The sequence below is a fragment of the Streptomyces anthophorae genome (genome assembly GCF_049310305.1).
Lineage (GTDB): Bacteria > Actinomycetota > Actinomycetes > Streptomycetales > Streptomycetaceae > Streptomyces.
In genome coordinates this window covers 2515615-2534919 of the sequence record NZ_JBLWQQ010000001.1, presented here as the reverse complement: position 1 = coordinate 2534919, position 19305 = coordinate 2515615, and the positions used below count along the sequence as shown (strand labels likewise).

Here is a 19305-nt window from a genome sequence, read left to right as displayed (position 1 = left end):
AACTTGTACAAGGTCTGGTCACATAGGGTGACGTGGGCCAAGGGACTAAGGGTGGGTCAATGGAGACTCCGGGGTCGCAGTCCTCGCTGCACCGGGCCAATCTCGAGCGGGTCGTGCGTGCCGTACGCCTTGCCGGGTCGCTCACGCAGGCGGAGATCGCGAGGGCGACGGGCCTGTCGGCCGCGACGGTCTCCAATATCGTCCGCGAGCTCAAGGACGGCGGAACGGTCGAGGTCACGCCCACGTCCGCCGGTGGCCGCAGGGCCCGCAGCGTCTCGCTGAGCGGCGACGCCGGCATCGTGATCGGCGTCGACTTCGGCCACACCCACCTGCGCGTCGCCGTCGGCAACCTCGCCCACCAGGTGCTCGCCGAGGAGTCCGAGCCGCTCGACGTGGACGCGTCCGCCGCGCAGGGCTTCGACCGGGCGGAAGAGCTGGTCGAGCGCCTCATCGTGGCCACCGGCGTGGACCGGGCGAAGGTCGCGGGCGTCGGGCTCGGCGTGCCGGGCCCCATCGACGTGGAGAGCGGCACGCTGGGCTCCACCTCGATCCTGCCGGGCTGGTCCGGCACCAAGCCCGCCGAGGAGCTGGCCCGGCGCCTGGGCGTCCCCGTGCACGTCGACAACGACGCCAACCTCGGCGCGCTCGGCGAGCTGGTGTGGGGCAGCGGCCGGGGCGTGAAGGACCTCGCGTACATCAAGGTGGCCAGCGGTGTCGGCGCGGGCCTCGTGATCAGCGGGAAGATCTACCGCGGGCCCGGCGGCACGGCGGGGGAGATCGGGCACATCACGCTCGACGAGTCGGGTCCCGTGTGCCGCTGCGGCAACCGCGGCTGCCTGGAGACCTTCACCGCGGCCCGGTACGTGCTGCCGCTCCTCCAGTCCAGCCACGGCACCGACCTCACGATGGAGAAGGTCGTGCGGCTCGCGCGCGACGGGGACCCCGGCTGCCGTCGCGTGGTCGCGGACGTGGGCCGGCACATCGGCTCCGGCGTCGCGAACCTGTGCAACCTGCTCAACCCCAGCCGGGTCGTCCTGGGCGGCGATCTGGCGGAGGCCGGTGAGCTGGTCCTGGGGCCCATCAGGGAGTCCGTGGGGCGCTACGCGATCCCCAGCGCCGGGCGCCAACTCTCGGTCCTCCCAGGGGCCTTGGGCGGCCGCGCGGAGGTGCTCGGGGCGCTGGCCCTCGCGCTCAGCGAGATGGGCGATTCGATGCTTTTGGACGGTTCCGGTGCAGGGTCTGTGCCCGCAGCCACACCTGCCTTCACTTAGAGAACGCATGACACCGTTGCCAACCCGTTAAGGATTTACTCCTTGACGCTGCGGTTGCGGCCGAGTTGACTTCCAGCCACCTCGGCCGCAACGACGCGGCCTCGTCAGGGAGGTTTCTGAAGTGAACACGCGTATGCGTCGTGCCGCCGTTGCGTTCTGTGCCACCGCCATGGCCGTGTCCCTCGCCGCCTGTGGCAGCGCCAAGGAGTCCAAGGGCGAGGGCGACAAGACCGCCGGAAAGAAGACCGACGCGCTGAAGATAGGTCTGCTCCTTCCGGAGAACCAGACGGCGCGTTACGAGAAGTTCGACAAGCCCATCATCGAGCAGCAGGTCAAGAAGCTGACGAATGGCAAGGGCACGGTCCAGTACCTCAACGCCAAGCAGGACGCTTCCGTCCAGTCGCAGCAGATCGACACGATGATCACCAACAAGGTGGACGTGCTGATCCTCGACTCGGTCGACTCCAAGGCCGTCGCCGGGGGCGTGAAGAAGGCCAAGGAGGCGGACATCCCCGTCGTCGCCTACGACCGCCTGGCCGAGGGCCCGATCTCCGCGTACACCTCCTTCGACAACGAGGAGGTCGGCAAGGAGCAGGGCAAGGCGCTCCTGAAGGCCCTGGGCGACAAGGCCAAGCCGAGCAACGAGATCGTGATGATGAACGGGGCCGCCACGGACCCGAACGCCGCCGACTTCAAGCGCGGCGCGCACTCCGTCCTCGACGGCAAGGTGAAGATCGCCAAGTCGTACGACACCAAGGAGTGGAAGGCGGAGAACGCCAACGCCAACATGGAGGGCGCCATCTCCGCCCTCGGCAAGGACAAGATCGTCGGCGTCTACTCCGCCAACGACGGCCTCGCGGGCGGCATCATCACCGCGCTCAAGGGCGCGGGCGTCACCAAGCTTCCCCCGGTCACCGGCCAGGACGCCGAGCTCGCCGGTGTGCAGCGCATCGTGACCGGCGACCAGTACATGTCGGTCTTCAAGTCGTACCCGCAGGAGGCCGAGACCGTCGCCAAGATGGCCGTCTCGATCGCCAAGACGGGCAAGATCGACAGCTCGCTCCAGACCACCAAGGTCGACAGCGGCACCGAGAAGGGCATCCCCTCCGTGATCGTCCCGATCGTCTCCCTGACGCAGGACAACATCAAGGACACGGTCATCAAGGAGGGTTACTACACGGTCAACGACATCTGCACGGCCAAGTACAAGAAGGCCTGCGACAAGATCGGCCTGAAGTAACCCGAGTGAACCGGGAGCGCGCAGTCGCCTCCCCTGCGGCCCTGACGGGCCCCTGATGCACGTCCGGCGCCCCGCCGCCAACAGCCCCGCAAGCTCAACGGCCGGGCGCCGGACGGAACACCAACACCCCCCTCATTCTTCTGAGTTCAACCTCCCGCCGGGTCAGGCCTTGGCGGTGAAGGAGATGGTTCACGTGTCCGCTACGCCCGTGCTGGCGTTGCGCGGGGTCTCCAAGCGATTCGGTGCCGTGCAGGCGCTCACCGACGTAGAGCTTGAAGTCCACGCCGGTGAGGTGGTCGCCCTGGTCGGCGACAACGGTGCCGGAAAGTCCACCCTGGTCAAGACGATCGCCGGCGTGCACCCCATCGATGACGGTGTCATCGAATGGGAAGGCAAGGCCGTCGCGGTCAACCGGCCGCACGATGCCCAGGACCTGGGCATCGCGACCGTCTACCAGGACCTCTCGCTGTGCGACAACATCGATGTCGTCGGCAACCTGTTCCTGGGCCGCGAGATCAAGAAGCGCGGCATCCTCGACGAGGTCGAGATGGAGCGCCGCTCCCGCGAGCTGCTCGAGACCCTGTCGATCCGGATACCCAGCGTGCGGATCCCGGTCGCCTCGCTCTCCGGCGGTCAGCGCCAGGTCGTGGCCATCGCCCGCTCCATGCTCGGCGAGCCCAAGCTGGTGATCCTCGACGAGCCGACCGCCGCCCTCGGCGTCGAGCAGACCGCCCAGGTCCTCGACCTCGTCGAGCGGCTGCGCGAGCGCGGTCACGCGGTCATCCTCATCAGCCACAACATGGCCGACGTGAAGGCCGTCGCCGACAAGGTCGGCGTGCTCCGGCTCGGCCGCAACAACGGCGTGTTCGAGGTCAAGAACACGTCCCAGGAAGAGATCATCTCCGCCATCACCGGCGCCACGGACAACGCCGTGACCCGACGTGCGGCGCGCGCGAACGGGGGGGCTCAGAAGTGAGCATCGACAAGACCAAGGCCCCCGTGGACGAACCGGGCGTCGCCGCCGGTGCCGCCGTGACCGCCGTCGACCCCCGCCTCCTCGTGCGAGAGCAGGGCTTCGCGGGCTACATCAGCGAGTTCAAGCGCAAGGTCAAGGGCGGTGACCTGGGTGCCATCCCGGTCGTCATCGGCCTGATCGTCATCGGCGCGATCTTCCAGAGCCTGAACTCCGCGTTCCTGGGTGCGGAGAACCTCAACAACATCTTCGTGGCGATGGTCGCGACCGGAATGATGTCGGTCGGCATCGTCTTCGTGCTGATGCTCGGCGAGATCGACCTGTCGGTCGGCTCCGTCTCCGGTGTCTCCTCGGCGATCACCGCGGTGCTGAGCGTCACGCACGGGATGAACGAGTGGCTCGCCGTCCTCATCTCGCTCGCCGCGGGCGCGCTCATCGGCGCCCTGCACGGCTTCTTCTTCGCCCGGCTCGGCGCCCCCGCGTTCGCCGTCACCCTGGCGGGCCTGCTGTTCTGGAACGGCTTCATGCTCCAGATCCTGGGCTCCAACGGCACCATCAACATCGACGGCGACGGCGTGGTCGGCAAGCTCACCACGTACTACTTCTCGGACGTCGCCGCCGCCTACGGCCTCGCCGTCATCGCGGTCCTCGGCTACTTCGTGCCGACCTTCCTCGGCAACAGGCGCCGCGAGGCCGCCGGGATCCCGTCCCGGCCGCTCAGCGACATCGTGCTGCGCACGGTGCTGCTCGCGATCGCCCTCTTCGGCGTCGCGATCATCTTCAACCAGTACAAGGGCCTGCCGCTCGCGGTGCTGCTGTTCGGCATCGTCCTCGTCGGCACCGACTTCCTGCTGCGCCGCACCTCGTACGGCCGCAAGGTCAACGCGCTCGGCGGCAGCGTCGAGGCCTCCCGGCGTGCCGGCATCAACGTCACGGCGATCCGGATCTCGGTCTTCTCCCTCGCGGGCCTGTTCGCGGCGGTCGGCGGCCTCTTCTGGGCCTCCAAGATCGCGGCGGCCAACCAGAGCGCCGGCGCCGGCGACCTTCTGATGAACGTCATCGCCGCGGCCGTCATCGGCGGCACCAGCCTCTTCGGTGGCCGGGGCCGCACTTGGAACGCCCTGCTCGGTGTGCTGGTGATCACGTCGATCCAGTACGGCCTCGCCCTGGAGGGCATCGCCACCCCGATCCAGTACATGATCACCGGCGGCGTGCTCCTCGCCACGGTCGTCATCGACTCGATCACCCGTAAGACCCAGAAGACGGCCGGCCGCGCCTGACCCCTTCTGGCCTGGACCGACTGTGCCCGGCGTCAATGGTGACGCCGGGCACAGTCCTGCGTACGGGCCGTGCGCCTGGTTCTGTTTCGTGACGAGGGCGTGACGAGGAACGCACGGCCCGCACGCCGTCGCGAGTGACGGAACATTAGAATCGACAGGCCCGGCAAGCTCGACAGCTCAACCAGCTACTCACAGCTCTATCGCAAGGAGGCACGGGTGCCGCTGCTGACCCGCATCACGGGACCGCGCGATCTGGACCGGCTCAGCCTGGAGCAGCTGGACCAGCTGGCAGGCGAGATCCGGACCTTTCTCGTCGACGCGGTCTCCAAGACCGGCGGCCACCTCGGCCCGAACCTGGGCGTCGTCGAGCTGACGATCGCCCTGCACCGCGTCTTCGAGTCCCCCCAGGACAAGGTCCTGTGGGACACCGGCCACCAGTCCTACGTGCACAAGCTGCTCACCGGCCGCCAGGACTTCGCCAAGCTGAAGCAGAAGGGCGGCCTGTCCGGCTACCCCTCGCAGGCCGAGTCCGAGCACGACGTGATCGAGAACAGCCACGCCTCCACCGTCCTCGGCTGGGCCGACGGCCTGGCGAAGGCGAACGAGATCCAGGACCGCGACGACCACGTCGTCGCGGTGATCGGCGACGGCGCCCTCACCGGCGGCATGGCCTGGGAGGCGCTGAACAACATCGCCGCGGCCAAGGACCGCCCCCTCGTCATCGTGGTCAACGACAACGAGCGCAGCTACGCGCCCACGATCGGCGGCCTCGCGAACCACCTGGCGACCCTGCGCACCACGGACGGCTACGAGCGCTTCCTGGCCCGCGGCAAGGACCTCCTGGAGCGCACCCCCGTCGTCGGCAAGCCGCTCTACGAGACGCTGCACGGCGCCAAGAAGGGCCTCAAGGACTTCATCGCCCCGCAGGGCATGTTCGAGGACCTGGGCCTGAAGTACGTCGGCCCCATCGACGGCCACGACATCGAGGCCCTGGAGTCCGCGCTCACCCGCGCCAAGCGCTTCGGCGGCCCGGTCATCGTGCACTGCCTCACCGAGAAGGGCCGCGGCTACAAGCCCGCCCTCCAGGACGAGGCCGACCGCTTCCACGGCATCGGCCCCATCCACCCCGACACGGGCCTGCCGATCAAGGCCTCCGGCGCCGACTGGACCTCCGTCTTCGGCGACGAGATGGTCAAGCTGGGCCGCGAGCGCGAGGACATCGTGGCGATCACCGCCGCGATGCTCCAGCCGGTCGGCCTGAAGAAGTTCGCCGAGGAGTTCCCCGAGCGGGTCTACGACGTCGGCATCGCCGAGCAGCACGCGGCGACCAGCGCGGCGGGCCTCGCCCAGGGCGGCCTGCACCCGGTCTTCGCGGTCTACGCGACGTTCCTCAACCGCGCCTTCGACCAGCTCCTGATGGACGTCGCCCTGCACAAGTGCGGGGTCACCTTCGTCCTGGACCGGGCGGGCATCACCGGCACCGACGGCGCCTCGCACAACGGCATGTGGGACATGTCCCTCCTCCAGGTCGTCCCCGGCGTCCGGATCGCCGCGCCGCGCGACGCCGACCAGGTCCGCGCGCAGCTGCGCGAGGCGGTCCAGGTCGACGACGCCCCGACCGTCGTCCGCTACTCCAAGGGCGCGGTCGGCCCCGCCGTCGAGTCGGTCGGCAAGGTGGGCGGCATGGACGTCCTGCGCAAGCCGAAGTCCGACAAGCCGGACGTGTTGTTGGTGTCCGTGGGCGCCCTCGCCCCCATGTGCCTGGAGATCGCCGACCTCCTCGACAAGCAGGGCATCACGACGACGGTCGTCGACCCCCGCTGGGTCAAGCCGGTCGACGAGGCGATGGCCCCGCTGGCCGAGCGCCACCGCGTGGTCGTCACGGTCGAGGACAACTCCCGCGTGGGCGGCGTCGGTTCGTCCATCGCGCAGGCGCTGCGCGACGCGGGCGTCGACGTCCCGCTGCGCGACTTCGGCATCCCGCCGCGCTTCCTGGAGCACGCCTCCCGCAAGGAGATCATGGCCGAGATCGGCCTCACGGCCCCGGACATCGCGCGCCAGGTCACGGGCCTCGTCTCCAAGCTGGACGGCCGCTACGAGGAGACTCCGTCGGCCACGGTGGAACCGGCGCGGGACTGACACCCCCCTGCGGGGTGACCGGCCATTTCAATCCCCGCCGAGCGGCTGGGCCAATCAAGCCCCGCTGTGCGGTGGGGCTCGGTAAATCAAGCCTCGCTGTGCGGTGGGGCTCGGTAAATCAAGCCCCGCCGGCGATTGAGGCGCGGGGTCCGGGGCAGAGCCCCGCGGCCGTAACCCCGTCCGGGGCCGAGGACTCGGGGCTCCGCCCCGGACCCCGCTGCTCAATCGCCGCAGGGGCTTGATTGGGGCGGCCCGGTACCCCCTTCTGGGGGGCCGGGCCGCCCCATTCGTATGAACGGGGAGGATTCACCCGCGCGCCGGAGGCCACTCGTCTCGATCATGGGACGAAGAAGCCTACGGAGGTAGCCGGTGAGCACCACGCCAGACACGGGCCCGGAGCGGAGCCGCAACGGCCTGTTCCGGACCAAGTCCATCGAGCAGTCCATCCAGGACACCGAGGAACCCGAGCACCAGCTCAAGAAGACCCTCTCCGCCCTCGACCTCACCGTCTTCGGCGTCGGCGTCGTCATCGGCTCGGGCATCTTCGTCATCACCGGCACGGCCGCCACGGACTACGCGGGCCCGGCCGTGACCATCGCCTTCGTCGTCGCCGCGGTGGTCTGCGCCCTCGCGGCGCTCTGCTACGCGGAGTTCGCCTCGACCGTCCCGGTCGCCGGATCGGCGTACACCTTCGCCTTCGCCTCGCTCGGCGAATTCCCGGCGTGGATCATCGGCTGGGACCTGATCCTCGAACTGGCCCTCGGCTGCGCGACGGTCGCGGTCGGCTGGTCCGGCTACGTGCAGTCCCTGCTGGACAGCTGGGGCATCCCGCTCCCGGCGGGGCTCCAGGGCCCGGGCTCGGGCGACGGCTTCAGCTTCAACATCGCCGCGTTCCTGCTGGTGATCGCCGTGATGACGGTCGTCGTGATCGGCATGAGGCTGTCCGCCTGGGTGACGTCGGTGGTCGTGGCCATCAAGGTCACGGTGGTCCTGATCGTGATCGCGGTCGGCGCCTTCTTCATCAAGACCAGCAACTACACCCCGTACATCCCGCCCGCCCAGGACAACAAGAGCGGCTCGGGACTGAGCGCCACGCTCCTCGAAGGCATCGCCGGCTTCACGCCCTCCAGCTTCGGCGTGATGGGCATCTTCACCGCCGCGGCCGTCGTCTTCTTCGCGTTCATCGGCTTCGACGTCGTGGCGACCGCGGCCGAGGAGACCCGCAATCCGCAGAAGGACGTCCCGCGCGGCATCCTCGGCTCCCTCGCCATCTGCACGGTCCTGTACGTGGCCGTGGCCGCGGTCGTCACCGGCATGCAGAACTACAAGGACCTGGACCCGGGCGCCCCGCTCGCGGAGGCGTTCAAGTCGGTCGGGCACCCGTTCTGGGCGGGCCTGATCTCGTTCGGCGCGGTGATCGGCCTGACGACCGTCTGCATGATCCTGCTCCTCGGCCAGAGCCGCGTCTTCTTCGCGATGAGCCGCGACGGACTGCTGCCCCCGGTGTTCAGCGCGGTGCACCCCAAGTTCCGCACGCCGTACCGCTCGACGATCATCCTGGGCCTCCTGACGGCCCTGGTGGCAGGCTTCATCTCCCTGGAGGAACTCTCCAAGCTGGTCAACATCGGCACCCTGTTCGCCTTCGTCGTGGTGGCCCTCGGCGTCCTCATCCTGCGCCGCACCCGCCCCGACCTCCCGCGCGCCTTCAAGGCCCCGTGGGTGCCGTTCCTGCCCATCGCCTCGGTGGCGTGCTCGGTGTGGCTGATGCTGAACCTGTCGGTGGAGACGTGGCTGCGGTTCGCGGTGTGGATGGTGGTGGGCGTGGTGATCTACTTCGTCTACGGCCGCCGCCACAGCCGCGCGGCGCGGGGCGACGCACGGTAATCACCGGAGGAACCGCCATCGAAGCCACTGCCCCCGTATGTCGTCCCTAAATAGGACATACGGGGGCGGATAGTTTGGCGCCCATGCTCACCGAGGCGCGCCCGTCACGACCGTACGTAGCCGAAGACCGCGACGGCCCCTCAAGGCGCGGCCGCGCCCGCACCCCTCACTACTGGCCCCGCCTGCTCCTCACTCTCACCGCCCTGGCCTGCGCCACCCGCATCCCGTCCTTCACCCGCCCGCTCTGGAACCCGGACGAGGGCTATCTCGCCGTCCAGGCGCGGATACTGGCGCACGGCGGCACGCTCTACGAGACGGTCGTCGACCGCAAGCCCCCACTCGTCCCCTGGCTCTACGAGGCGGTGTTCGCGCTCTTCGGCTCGGACTCGCTCGCGCCGGTGCGGGTGTGCGCGGTGGCGGCGCACGTGGCGACGGCGCTCTTCCTGGCCTCGCTGGCCCGCCGTCGCTGGGGCGACACGGCGGGCGCCACGGCAGGCGTCCTGTACGTCGTGCTGTCCATCGGCCTCAACCCGGAGGACACGCAGGCCGCGACCTTCGAGGTCTTCATGCTGCCGTGGACGGCGGCGGCGCTGTGGTGCGCGGACCGCCGCAGATGGGGCTGGTGCGGGATCGCGATCGCGGGCGCGTTCCTCACGAAGCAGACCGGGGGAGCGGTGCTGGTGCCGGCGGTGTGGATGCTGTGGCGGGCGGGTTGGTCGCGAAGTGGCGTGCTGCGGTGCGGTGTTGGGGCACTCGCGCCCGTCGCGGCGGCCGCCCTGGCCACGAACCCCACGGGCTTCCTCTTCTGGACGGTGACGGGCTCGGGCGCGTACGCCTCGATCACCGGCTCCGAACTCCACGTCCTGCTACGGGGGTTGACGAACGCGGCGCTCCTGTCGGTGGCCTGCGCGGGCGTACTCCCGCCGATCGTCCGCGTGCTGAGGATCGCGCGGACGGGCTGCGGCGACCTGTGGCTGTGGCTCGCGTCATCGTCCGTGGCGGTCGCCACCGGCTTCCACTTCTTCGGCCACTACTACCTCCAACTGGTCCCGCCCCTGGCCCTGTTGGGCACGCTGGCGCTCCACATCCTCCCGCGCGAGCACCTGCGTCGCTCCCTCCTCGCCACGGCCTGCTGCGGCACCCTGTTCCTCTCCTGGGGCCTGCTGGCACCCCACACCGAACTGACCCACGCGGAGCGGGTGGCCGCGACCCTGCGCGAACGCTCCTCCCCGACCGACCGGGTCCTGGTCTGGGGCATGCACCCGGAAACGTACTGGCTCTCCCACCGCACCCCGGCAACCCGCTTCCTGACGGCGGGCCTCCTGACGAACTACAGCGGGGGCCGGGACGGGGGCAAGGTGGGGGAGCGGTACGGGGTCCCTGGCGGCTGGCCCACATTCCGCACGGAGGTCCGGCACCGGCCCCCGGCGGTGATCGTCGACGATTCGCGGGGGGAGGCGTACGGGCCGGGACGGGTGGGGTCGCTGAGACGCATCCTGGAGGGGTATCGCGAAGTGGCCCGTGTGGACGGGGCCGTGGTCTACGAACGCGTCCACACGGGCCGGGGCCGGGCGTAGCCGGCCGCCGGTCAGCCGCCCTGTGCCGGGGACTTCTTCGCCGACTCGGGGATCTCGCGGTCGCCGCGGAGGGCCTTCCACAACGTGTCGGCCTGCGGCTGCGCGGCCACGACACGGTTGGGGTCGGTCTTGTCGTACGCGACCGGAAGCATGATCGTCTCCATGCTCGCCGGGTCGACGCCCCGCATGCTCCGCCCGAACGTGGCGAGCTTGGTGAGCGAGGCGAGCCCGTCGTCGGTCGTGAGCGAGGCGGTGAGGCTGTCCGCGATCTTGTACGTCTTGGTGGGGCTGCCGAGCAGGTCCTGCTGCTTGATCTCGCTCAACAGCGCGATCATGAACTGCTGCTGCAACCCGATGCGCCCGAGGTCGGAACCGTCGCCGACGCCGTGCCGGGTCCGCACGAAGGCCAACGACTGGGTGCCGTCCAGCTTGTGCGTACCCGCTTCGAGGTCGAGTCCGCTGGACTTGTCGTGGATGGGCTTGTCGACCGTGACGTTCACCCCGCCGATGGCGTCAACGAGGCCCTTGAACCCGGCGAAGTCGATCTCCACGAAGTGGTCCATGCGCACGCCCGACATCGCCTCGACGGTCTTCACGACACAGGCCGGACCGGCGAGCGAGTACACGGAGTTGAACATCACGCGGTCCGCCGACGGAGTCTTCGTCCCGTCCGCCTTGGTGCACCCGGGCCGGGTCACGAGGGTGTCGCGCGGAATGCTCACGGCGGTCGCCCGGGACCGCCCCTCCGGGATGTGCAGCACCATCGCGGTGTCGGACCGGGCCCCGGCGACCTTGCCGGTCCCGAGCGAGGCGTTTGCGCCCGCGCGGGAGTCGGAGCCGAGGACCAGGATGTTCTGCCCCGACGTCGGCAACTTCTCGGGCCGGTCACCGCCGATCGCCTTGTCGAGGTCGACGCCGTCGATGTTGCCGTTGAGATCGCTGTAGAGCCAGTAGCCGGTGCCGCCTGCGGCGAGGACGAGGACCAGCAGCACGAGGAGCACGATCCGGCCCTTGCGGCGTTTCTTCTTCGGGGCCTTGCGGCTGCGCCGTGTACTGGACTCGGCTCTGTGGGATGTGGGTACAGGTGTACCCAGGTCATGGCTCACGACGGGTCCTCGCAACTCGTGCCCAGAGGGGCAGGAGCAGCAGGCCGCTCCCGTGAGGGGCCGGGTCGGTGCTGCTCGGCTGACGCTTGGTAGCACCGAACTATAGACATGTCATCGAAAATTCGTATGACTGAAGTGCCCGGTTGGTCGTGCGACTTGGGCCCGGCGAAGCGTCTTCTTGCATGTCGCCGCAGGTTGGGTGGACCAGTCAGCGACTTGTTCAAGTGTGCATATGATGTGGCGAATTCTGGAGCCACTTGTGGACACCGGGGCTGGCGTGGGAGGGGCGGCAGACATGCGCGGCAGAGATGCGCAGGCGTTGGGTCGGCGGTCCTCGATCGATGTTGAGGCGGAAGTTCGCCCTGCGCGGGGGGCCGCGACAGCCGTGGCCACGGGCTCGTGGCTGGTCCGGGGGGACGACGGCCGCCTCAGCGTGTTCGCCCTCGTCGAGGGCGGGGTGCGCCGCTGGACGGAGGCCGCTGTCGGCAGCGGGCGGTGGAGCGGCCCGGACTTCTTCCGGGTCGAAGGTCTCATCGGGCTCGCTGTCGGTCAGGGTGCCAACCGCTACGTGCACTTCGTTGGCCGCAGGGTGAGGCGGCAAGGGGTGGGTGCGCCGAAGGCCGACCTGCTCTATGCCGTGCAATACCAGACCGGTCGCACGCTCGGCGACTGGCGCTCTCTGGGAAATCCGTACCGCGACCCGAAGGGCGCGGCGACGCTGGGCGACCCGACTGTGGCCATCGACGGGCAGGGCACCGTTCACGTCTTCGTCTCCGGCGGGCCTGGCGGAGTGCTGCTGCGTCGAGAGTCCAAGAGCGGTGCCTGGGAGGCATGGAGGGATCTGCGCGGCGGCGAGGTCGCCGGTGGGATGGCCGCCGCGGCCAACTCGGCCGGACTCGTCCAGGTCCTCGCGCCCGGGCGCCGGTCGATCATGCACTGGGTGCAGCCGGAGCCGGGGGCGGAGCTGCGCCGCGCGCAGGATCTCGGGCCGGCCCCCGTGCCTGGTTCGGCGGCGCTTCTCGAGACCGCCCCGGGAACCTTCACCGCGTACTGGTCCGAGCAGACCGGTACGGGCATGTACGCGCAGCGGCCCGGCGAATGGGCGTTCCCGCTCGGTGGCGCTCCTGGTGAAGGGGGCCACGCCGTGCTGCGCGCCTGTGTCGACGGCTACGACTGCACCGTCGTCGCCCATCGCGGGCGCACGGGCACCGCCGTGTTCGGCATCTGCGGCACGGGCGGCGAGTCCGCCGGACTGTGGTGGACCGACACGGGGGTGGTCTGCGCAGGAACCCCCGCGCTCGCGCTGGACGGGCGGGGGCGCGTCGTCATGGCGGCGGTCGCCGCGGGCGGCGAAGTCCTGGTGGGTCGTCAGCGTTCGGAGCCCGGACTCGTGTTGTCCGACTGGGATCGCCTGCCGGGCAATTGAGCCCGAGGCGAGTCGCCCCTTTACCTCATGTCGCCCTGGGAGTCCAGGGTTTGAAAAGGTTGTACGCGTGTCACGTGGTGATTCTCACGCGACTGCAAGTGATCGTCAGGTGTCCAGGTCTGGACTTCCAAGAAACGATTATGTGAAGGTTTCATGGATCCCCGTTGTGTGGGTGATCGCCGTGATGTGCGGGCAAAGGGCCCTTGCACGAGTAAGAGCGGATCCAAGCGGTTCAGGGGGACACACGACGCGGTGTGCGCTCCCTGGAGTGCGCGGGCCGCTGGGGGTGGATGGTTCGTGGGGGGCTCGGACAACCCTGAATCCGGTGCGCTGATTTCCGCGTACCGGTCGACAGTCCCGGTGGGGGCTCGGAAGCGCATCGTCCGCGGGGTACCCACCCCCGTGCGCAAGGTCGTGAAGTCCTCGCTCACCGCTGCCGACTCCATGCGTTCCGCCACGGTGGTCTGGGCGATGGGCGGCAAGCGCAAGGCGCCCCGGCACAGCGCCGCGCACAGCCGCCGTGTCGTCCGTGTCGGCCGCCGCCACATGCACGCGCTGATGGTCGAGGGCGCGACCGACTGGGCAGCACGGGCCCGCAACCTGAGTATCACCGTGTCCGTCCTGGAAGCGGCTGGTGTGGACTACTTCTGCGTGCGGGGCACGAGCAGCGGACTGCCTGCGGTGGCCATCCCCGCGGCCGCCCGACGCCGGGTCGAGGAGATGCTGCAGCTCGCCTTCGAGCAGGCCCCCGGATATGTCGGCCCGGCGGGCGGCAACGAGGCCCGCATGGAGCCCGGCGACGACGAAAGGTCGTGGCGACAGCTGCGCAAACACAGGGTGCTGCGTCTGGCCTGGTACGTCTGCGACCCTTCGGAGCAGTTGGTGTTCGGCGCGGCCACGGGCTGCGACCTCGAGGTGTGGACGGAGCGGGACGGGGAGCTGCGGGCACCGCGCCCCAATCGGGTCATCGACGCGGTTCCGACGGGGGCCGCCCGCAAGTCTGCGCCGCAGAGCCTCTTCAGCACCATTCCGCCCGCCTACCACACGGGGGACGCGCAGACCCTCGCCGAGTTCGCGGTGCCGCTGCCCGAGGACCACCAGTTCCCCATTGATGTCGTCTACACCTGGGTCGACGACTCGGACCCCGTCTGGCGGGCCTCACGCGACCGTGTGCGCGGTGGGCTGGACGGGCCCGCGCTGCACGAGCAGGCGGCGAACGACTCGCGATTCACCAGCCGCGACGAACTGCGCTACTCCCTGCGCTCGTTGCATCAGAATGCGCCCTGGGTGCGGAACATCTACCTGGTGACCGCCGGGCAGATCCCCTCCTGGCTTCATCAGGGGCACCCGAACTTGCGCGTGGTGGACCACCGAGAGATCTTCTCGAATCCCGAGGCGCTGCCCACGTTCAACTCGCACGCCATCGAGAGTCAGTTGCACCACATCCGGGGCCTGTCCGAGTGCTTCCTCTACCTGAACGACGACGTGTTCTTCGGGCGGCCGGTGACGCCCGCGCAATTCTTTCACCCCAACGGCATCAGCAAGTTCTTCACCTCGCCTGCTCTCATACCGGGCGGTGGCGTGTCCCTGGCCGACCTGCCGGTCAACGCCGCCGGCAAGAACAGTCGCTGGCTCATCGCGCAGAAGTTCGGTGTCGCCATCTCCCAGAAGATGAAACATACGCCGCACGCGCTGCGCAGGAGCGTGCTCCAGGAGATCGAGGACACCTTCCCCCGGGAGCACTCGGACACCCAGCGCTCACGCTTCCGCTCGACCGGAGACGTGCCCATCGCCTCCTCGCTGCACCACTACTTCGCCCACCACTCGGCGCGGGCCACCGTGGGGGAGATCCAGTACCGCTACATCGACCTCTCGGCAGAACTGGCCGACCGGCGCCTGAACACGCTCCTCGCCAACCGGGACATGGACACCTTCTGTCTCAACGACACGGTGGAGGCCGCCGACCCCGTGGCGCAGCGGGGCATGCTGGCGCGATTCCTCGACGCCTACTTCCCCGTGCCGAGCCCGTACGAAGTGGCCGGGCACGCGCACGTCCTGGAGCGGCAGGCCGAGCCGGAGCAGATCCTCGCGAGTGAGTCCCGGCACGCATGAATCCTTATGACGTCACGCTGGTCGTGCCCGTTTACAACGTGCAGGAGTACCTCCCGGAGTGTCTGAACTCCATCGCGCAGCAGACGGCGTTCGGCCGCTGCGAGGTGATGCTCGTCGACAACGGCAGCACGGACGAGTCCTTGCGGATCTGCACGGACTTCGCGCGCGAGTACGCCAATGTGAAGGTCCTTGTCCGCCCCGGGGGAGGCGCCGGCGCAGCGCGGAACTTCGGGATGGACCGTGCGAGCAGCGCGCGCATCACCTTCTGCGACTCCGACGACGTCCTGCCGGCCACCGCCATCGAGCGCATGCTGGACGCCTCGCTGGCGACCGGTGCTGAGGTCGTGGTCGGCGCGATGGAGACCTTCCCGAAGGCGACCAACTGGGCCTGGAAGGAGCACTTCGGCAAGGGCGACCGAACCTGCGCGGGCGTGGCGGAGGTGCCCGAGCTGGTGCACAGCGCGAGCGCCTGCAACAAGCTCTTCGACCTTGCCTACCTGCGTTCGCACGGCATCCGCTTTGCGGAGGGGGTGCACTTCGAGGACGCCTATGTCGGCGTGCCCGCGCTCGTCTTCGCCACCCGCCTCGCCCTGGTCGATGCCTGCGTCTACCGGTACCGCAAGCGTGCCGCGGGCGACTCCACCATGGACGCGATCTGGACGCGACGGCAGAACTATTGGGACCACCTCCAGCTGGTTGAGTACCTGCACCACCTGGGGACACGACTCCCGGCGGACTCGCGCGCCGTGCTCGACCTGTTCCTCGCACGGAGCTACCAGGGCTTCGCGCTCCGGGCCCCGGACCTCTTCCAGGGTGCGGAGCTGGAGGAGATCTACGCGCGATGCCGGGCCGTCTACTGGAACATCGCACCGGACGTGATCGCCCGTGCCACGGCCGACGCTCGGCACCGGGTGGCCTACCTTGCGTTTCTCACCGATGACTTCGGTCTTTTCGCCGACCGCGCGGCACGGCTGCACGAGGTGTCGGTGCGCCAGGGACGCCCGTACATCCTGGGTGAACTCCCGGCCAGTCTGGCCGTGTTGGCGCAGGCCACACCGTTTACCGCGCACCTGGAACATGTCCGGCGGGTACCGGGGACCGCGACGCTGCGGATCTCGGGGCGCTTCGAGGTGGGCGGCATGCCGCTGGTCAGGCCACTGCCCGCGCGCCTCGGACTGCGGGTGCGGGGGAGCCGCCTCAGCGTCGCTGCCACGCAGGTCCGCCGCAGGGACCTGCGCAACACCCGCCCGGACACGGAGTGGGGCGGGTTCACCGCGGACCTGCCCCTCGACTCGCTGCGCCGCGGTGTCCACGCGCTCGAGTTCGTCCTCGACACCGACAGCGGGCAGACCGTCACCCCGTGCCTGGTCGCGGCCGGCTATCTGCGCGGGGCACGCGTCATACGGCATCGCGGGATCCGCGTCGTGCCGCACTGGAAGGGGAAGAACCGGGCGATCCTCATGGTCCTCGGCGCCGCACGCCGCCCCGGACGGCGGGCGGTCCTCGGCGGGTTGATCGCCAAGGACGCCAAGCACGTCCTGCGCCGTCGGCCCTTCTGGAAGCAGCGTCTCCTCCGGCTGTTCACCAAGCCGCTCAAGCCGTTGCTTCTCGGCCGGGACATCTGGCTGTTCGGAGAGCGGGGCGACACCGCCCAGGACAACAGCCGCCACCTCTTCCGGCACGTGCGCACCATCGAGAAGCGGCGGGGCGCGTACTACGTGATCAGGAAGGGGGCCTCGGACCGTGCCCACCTGAAGGGACTCGGGCACGTGGTGGCGCACAGCTCCTGGAAGCACAAGCTGCTGATGCTGCACGCCTCCGCGCTGATCAACGCCTACGACATCGACACCTACATGCTGCCGGACGGCTGGGACCGGACCCGTTTCCTCAAGCACCTGAACTGGCGAGTGGGCGCCCGCCGGGTGTTCCTCCAGCACGGGGTGACGGACAAGGACGTCAGCAAGGGCCTGCACCGCAACCGCACGGGCGTCGACCTCATCCTCGCGGTGAGCCGGCACGAAGGCTGGTTCCTGTCGGAGGAACTCGGCTATGAGGGGCAGGTCGAGGCGGTCGGCTTCCCCCGCTTCGACGCGCTGGTACCCGAACGGGGCGGACGGCGCATTCTCTTCATGCCGACATGGCGTGCCTATCTCGCCGTCGCCTCCTATGCCCGGGACGGCGGCGGACGCGAGGCGCGAAAGGCGGCCCGCGACCGCTTTCTCGCCTCCGGCTACCGGGAGTTCATGACCCGGTTCCTGAATCACCCGCGGCTCCTGGACGTGCTGGCCCGCTACGACTACTGCCTGGAGTTCCTGCCGCACTACGAAATGCGCTCGATGGTCGGGGACATGGCGCCCGACCACGACCGGGTCCGGCTCCTCGACCAGGAAGCGATCAGTGTGCAGGACGCCATGCGGCGTTGCGAACTGTTCGTCACGGACTGGTCGTCCACGGCCTTCGACGTCGCATATCTCGGCACGCCCCTGGTTTACGCCCAGTTCGACGCGGCGGAGTACTGGGACGGCCACTACCAGAAGGGGTATTTCGATGCCCGCCGCGACGGGTTCGGCCCCGTGGGGGAGACCGTCGACGAGGTGGTGGACCAAGTGGTCGGTTACGTGCAGCGCGGGTGCGAAAGGGAGCCCGAATATCTGCGGCGGGTGGAGAAATTCTTCGAGTACCGGGATCAGCAGAACAGTAAGCGGGCGTTTGAAGCGATCGACCGACTCGTCCGAGGAATCGATCAGTGAAGTGGTGTGCCAGGAGGAATCATGTCCCAAGCCAATCGTGATGTGACCGTTGTCGTTCCGTTCCGCGACGTCCAGAACTACTTCGCTGAGTTTCTGGCCTCGGTGGCCGCGCAGACGGCTTTCGAGCGTGCGCACGTGATCCTCGTCGACAACGGCAGCAGCGACCAGTCGGTGGCAATCGCCGGTGAGTTCGCCGCGCGGTACGCGAATGTCGATCTGCTTTCGCAGCCCCAGGGGCGGGCGGGGGATGCCCGCAACATGGGCATGGATATGGCCACCACGCCGTACATCGTCTTCTGGGACGCGGACGACACCGTCCCCGAGCGATCCCTCCAGGTGCTGCGCGACACCATCGTCAAGACCCGGGCGACGATCGTGGTGGGACGGGAGAAGCACCTCCCGAAGCCGGTCAAGTCGCCGTGGCACAAGTATTTCGGCAAGAACGTGAAGACAGTCGGCAGTGTCGTCGACATACCGGATCTGATCCACTCCGCATCCTGCTGGAACAAGATTTTCGATCTCGACCTGCTGCGCTCCCAGGGGATCCGGTTCGGCACCGGGACCGCCTTCGAGGACGCCTACGTCTCGCTTCCCGCCCTGCTGCTGTCCGAGCGCATCTCGATGGTCGACGCCCCCGTCTACCAGTACCGCAGGCGCGGCGACGGAACCTCCGTCATGGACACCATCTGGGACCTCCCGCAGAACTACGTCGACCAGTTGGTGATGCTGGAGTATCTCGCCGCCATGCGGCAGAGACTGACGCCGTATCAACAGGAGACGCTGGAGCGGTTCCTCATCCGCAGCGTCCAGGGTTTCCTGTTGAGGGCCCCGCGCGTGCTCTCCGAGAGCGACTGCCGGCAGCTCTTCGAGCGCTGCCGACAGCTGTACTGGGGGATCAGCGCGGAACAGTTCGCCCGGAGCACGCACGACACCAGGCACCGCATCGCGTATCTCGCGCTGCACTTCGGGGACTTCGACCTGTTCTACCGGCCGGCCGTCGTCCTCGGGTCGGTCTTCGGCCGGGAGGGCGACCTGTACGTCGACTACCCGGGGACGTCCTGGGGGCTGCCGCTCACCAAGGTCACGGCGGTTCCCGCCCGGATCGAGGGGATTTCCGCGGGCGACAGCGGTACGGCCGTCGTCCATGGCCGATTCTCGGTCAACGGGCTCCCCGACGAGCTGCTCACCAAGCTGGAACTGCAGGTCTGGTTCGAGCGCAGCGGCAAGACTCTCCCGGCGGTCAACCACGGGCAGGCGCACGACCGGCCGGGCGAGTCGGGTGCCGTCTTCAGTGTCACCCTCGACCCGCGTGAGTTCCCGGCGGGGTCCTTCCCGGTGCGGTTGGTGGTGTGCACCGGGGGCCGGGACGTCTCGCGCCCCTGCACTGTGTCCCCGGCGCTTCTTCAGCAGCCACCGGTCGGCGGTTTCCATGGGCTCACCCGCGTCACGGCCGACGGCGGAAACGCCCAACTCGTCGTCGAGTCCCCCCAGCACTGATCACTGTCCCCTCCAGAAATGGAGTATTCGGTAGAAAACAGGAGTCACGC

The 19305-nt window shown here is 69.0% G+C and carries 12 protein-coding genes; 11 read left to right on the top strand and 1 reads right to left on the bottom strand.

The window, feature by feature from the left end:
• The first annotated feature begins 59 nt into the window (after positions 1-59).
• The 7 genes from ACNYS0_RS11320 (at position 60) to ACNYS0_RS11290 (ending at position 10364) form a co-directional block, all read left to right on the top strand.
• Positions 60-1271 (top strand): ROK family transcriptional regulator, encoded by a 1212-nt coding sequence (locus tag ACNYS0_RS11320; RefSeq protein ID WP_422410721.1) that lies wholly within the window; start codon positions 60-62, stop codon positions 1269-1271.
• A gap of 121 nt (positions 1272-1392) precedes the next feature.
• Positions 1393-2511, top strand: a complete 1119-nt coding sequence (locus ACNYS0_RS11315; protein ID WP_422472901.1) for a substrate-binding domain-containing protein — start codon at positions 1393-1395, stop codon at positions 2509-2511.
• Positions 2512-2695: 184 nt separating this feature from the next.
• Positions 2696-3487 carry an ATP-binding cassette domain-containing protein gene (locus ACNYS0_RS11310; RefSeq protein WP_422472899.1) on the top strand — a complete coding sequence of 264 codons (792 nt, stop codon included), beginning with the start codon at positions 2696-2698 and terminating at the stop codon, positions 3485-3487.
• Entirely contained in the window at positions 3484-4764 is a 1281-nt protein-coding gene (locus ACNYS0_RS11305) for a sugar ABC transporter permease (protein ID WP_422472897.1), read from the top strand. The genes ACNYS0_RS11310 and ACNYS0_RS11305 overlap by 4 nt, the downstream gene beginning before the upstream one ends.
• Positions 4765-4980: 216 nt before the next feature.
• Complete coding sequence (dxs, locus tag ACNYS0_RS11300) at positions 4981-6903, top strand: 1-deoxy-D-xylulose-5-phosphate synthase (RefSeq protein ID WP_422472895.1); 1923 nt, start codon at positions 4981-4983, stop codon at positions 6901-6903.
• A gap of 369 nt (positions 6904-7272) precedes the next feature.
• Positions 7273-8787: an amino acid permease gene (locus ACNYS0_RS11295; RefSeq protein ID WP_422472894.1), complete on the top strand. Its 1515-nt coding sequence runs from the start codon at positions 7273-7275 to the stop codon at positions 8785-8787.
• An 83-nt stretch (positions 8788-8870) separates the two neighbouring features.
• The gene (locus tag ACNYS0_RS11290) at positions 8871-10364 is read left to right on the top strand and encodes a glycosyltransferase family 39 protein (RefSeq protein ID WP_422472892.1); all 1494 of its coding nucleotides are present in this window, start codon (positions 8871-8873) and stop codon (positions 10362-10364) included.
• A gap of 11 nt (positions 10365-10375) precedes the next feature.
• On the opposite strand, the gene ACNYS0_RS11285 is transcribed toward ACNYS0_RS11290, so the two are convergent.
• On the bottom strand, positions 10376-11470 hold the full coding sequence (locus ACNYS0_RS11285; protein ID WP_422472891.1) for an LCP family protein: 1095 nt from the start codon (positions 11468-11470) through the stop codon (positions 10376-10378).
• 385 nt (positions 11471-11855) lie between these two features.
• On the opposite strand from ACNYS0_RS11285, the gene ACNYS0_RS11280 reads away from it, so the two are divergent.
• From ACNYS0_RS11280 to ACNYS0_RS11265, 4 genes are all read left to right on the top strand, one after another.
• Positions 11856-12896, top strand: a complete 1041-nt coding sequence (locus ACNYS0_RS11280) for a PLL family lectin (protein WP_422472890.1) — start codon at positions 11856-11858, stop codon at positions 12894-12896.
• A 444-nt stretch (positions 12897-13340) separates the two neighbouring features.
• Entirely contained in the window at positions 13341-15008 is a 1668-nt protein-coding gene (locus tag ACNYS0_RS11275; protein WP_422482592.1) for a stealth family protein, read from the top strand.
• A complete protein-coding gene (locus ACNYS0_RS11270; RefSeq protein ID WP_422472888.1) occupies positions 15005-17758 on the top strand; it encodes a glycosyltransferase in 2754 nt (917 codons plus the stop codon). Before ACNYS0_RS11275 ends, ACNYS0_RS11270 begins: the two co-directional genes overlap by 4 nt.
• A gap of 21 nt (positions 17759-17779) precedes the next feature.
• Positions 17780-19255 carry a glycosyltransferase family 2 protein gene (locus ACNYS0_RS11265; RefSeq protein ID WP_422472886.1) on the top strand — a complete coding sequence of 492 codons (1476 nt, stop codon included), beginning with the start codon at positions 17780-17782 and terminating at the stop codon, positions 19253-19255.
• Positions 19256-19305 lie beyond the last annotated feature (50 nt).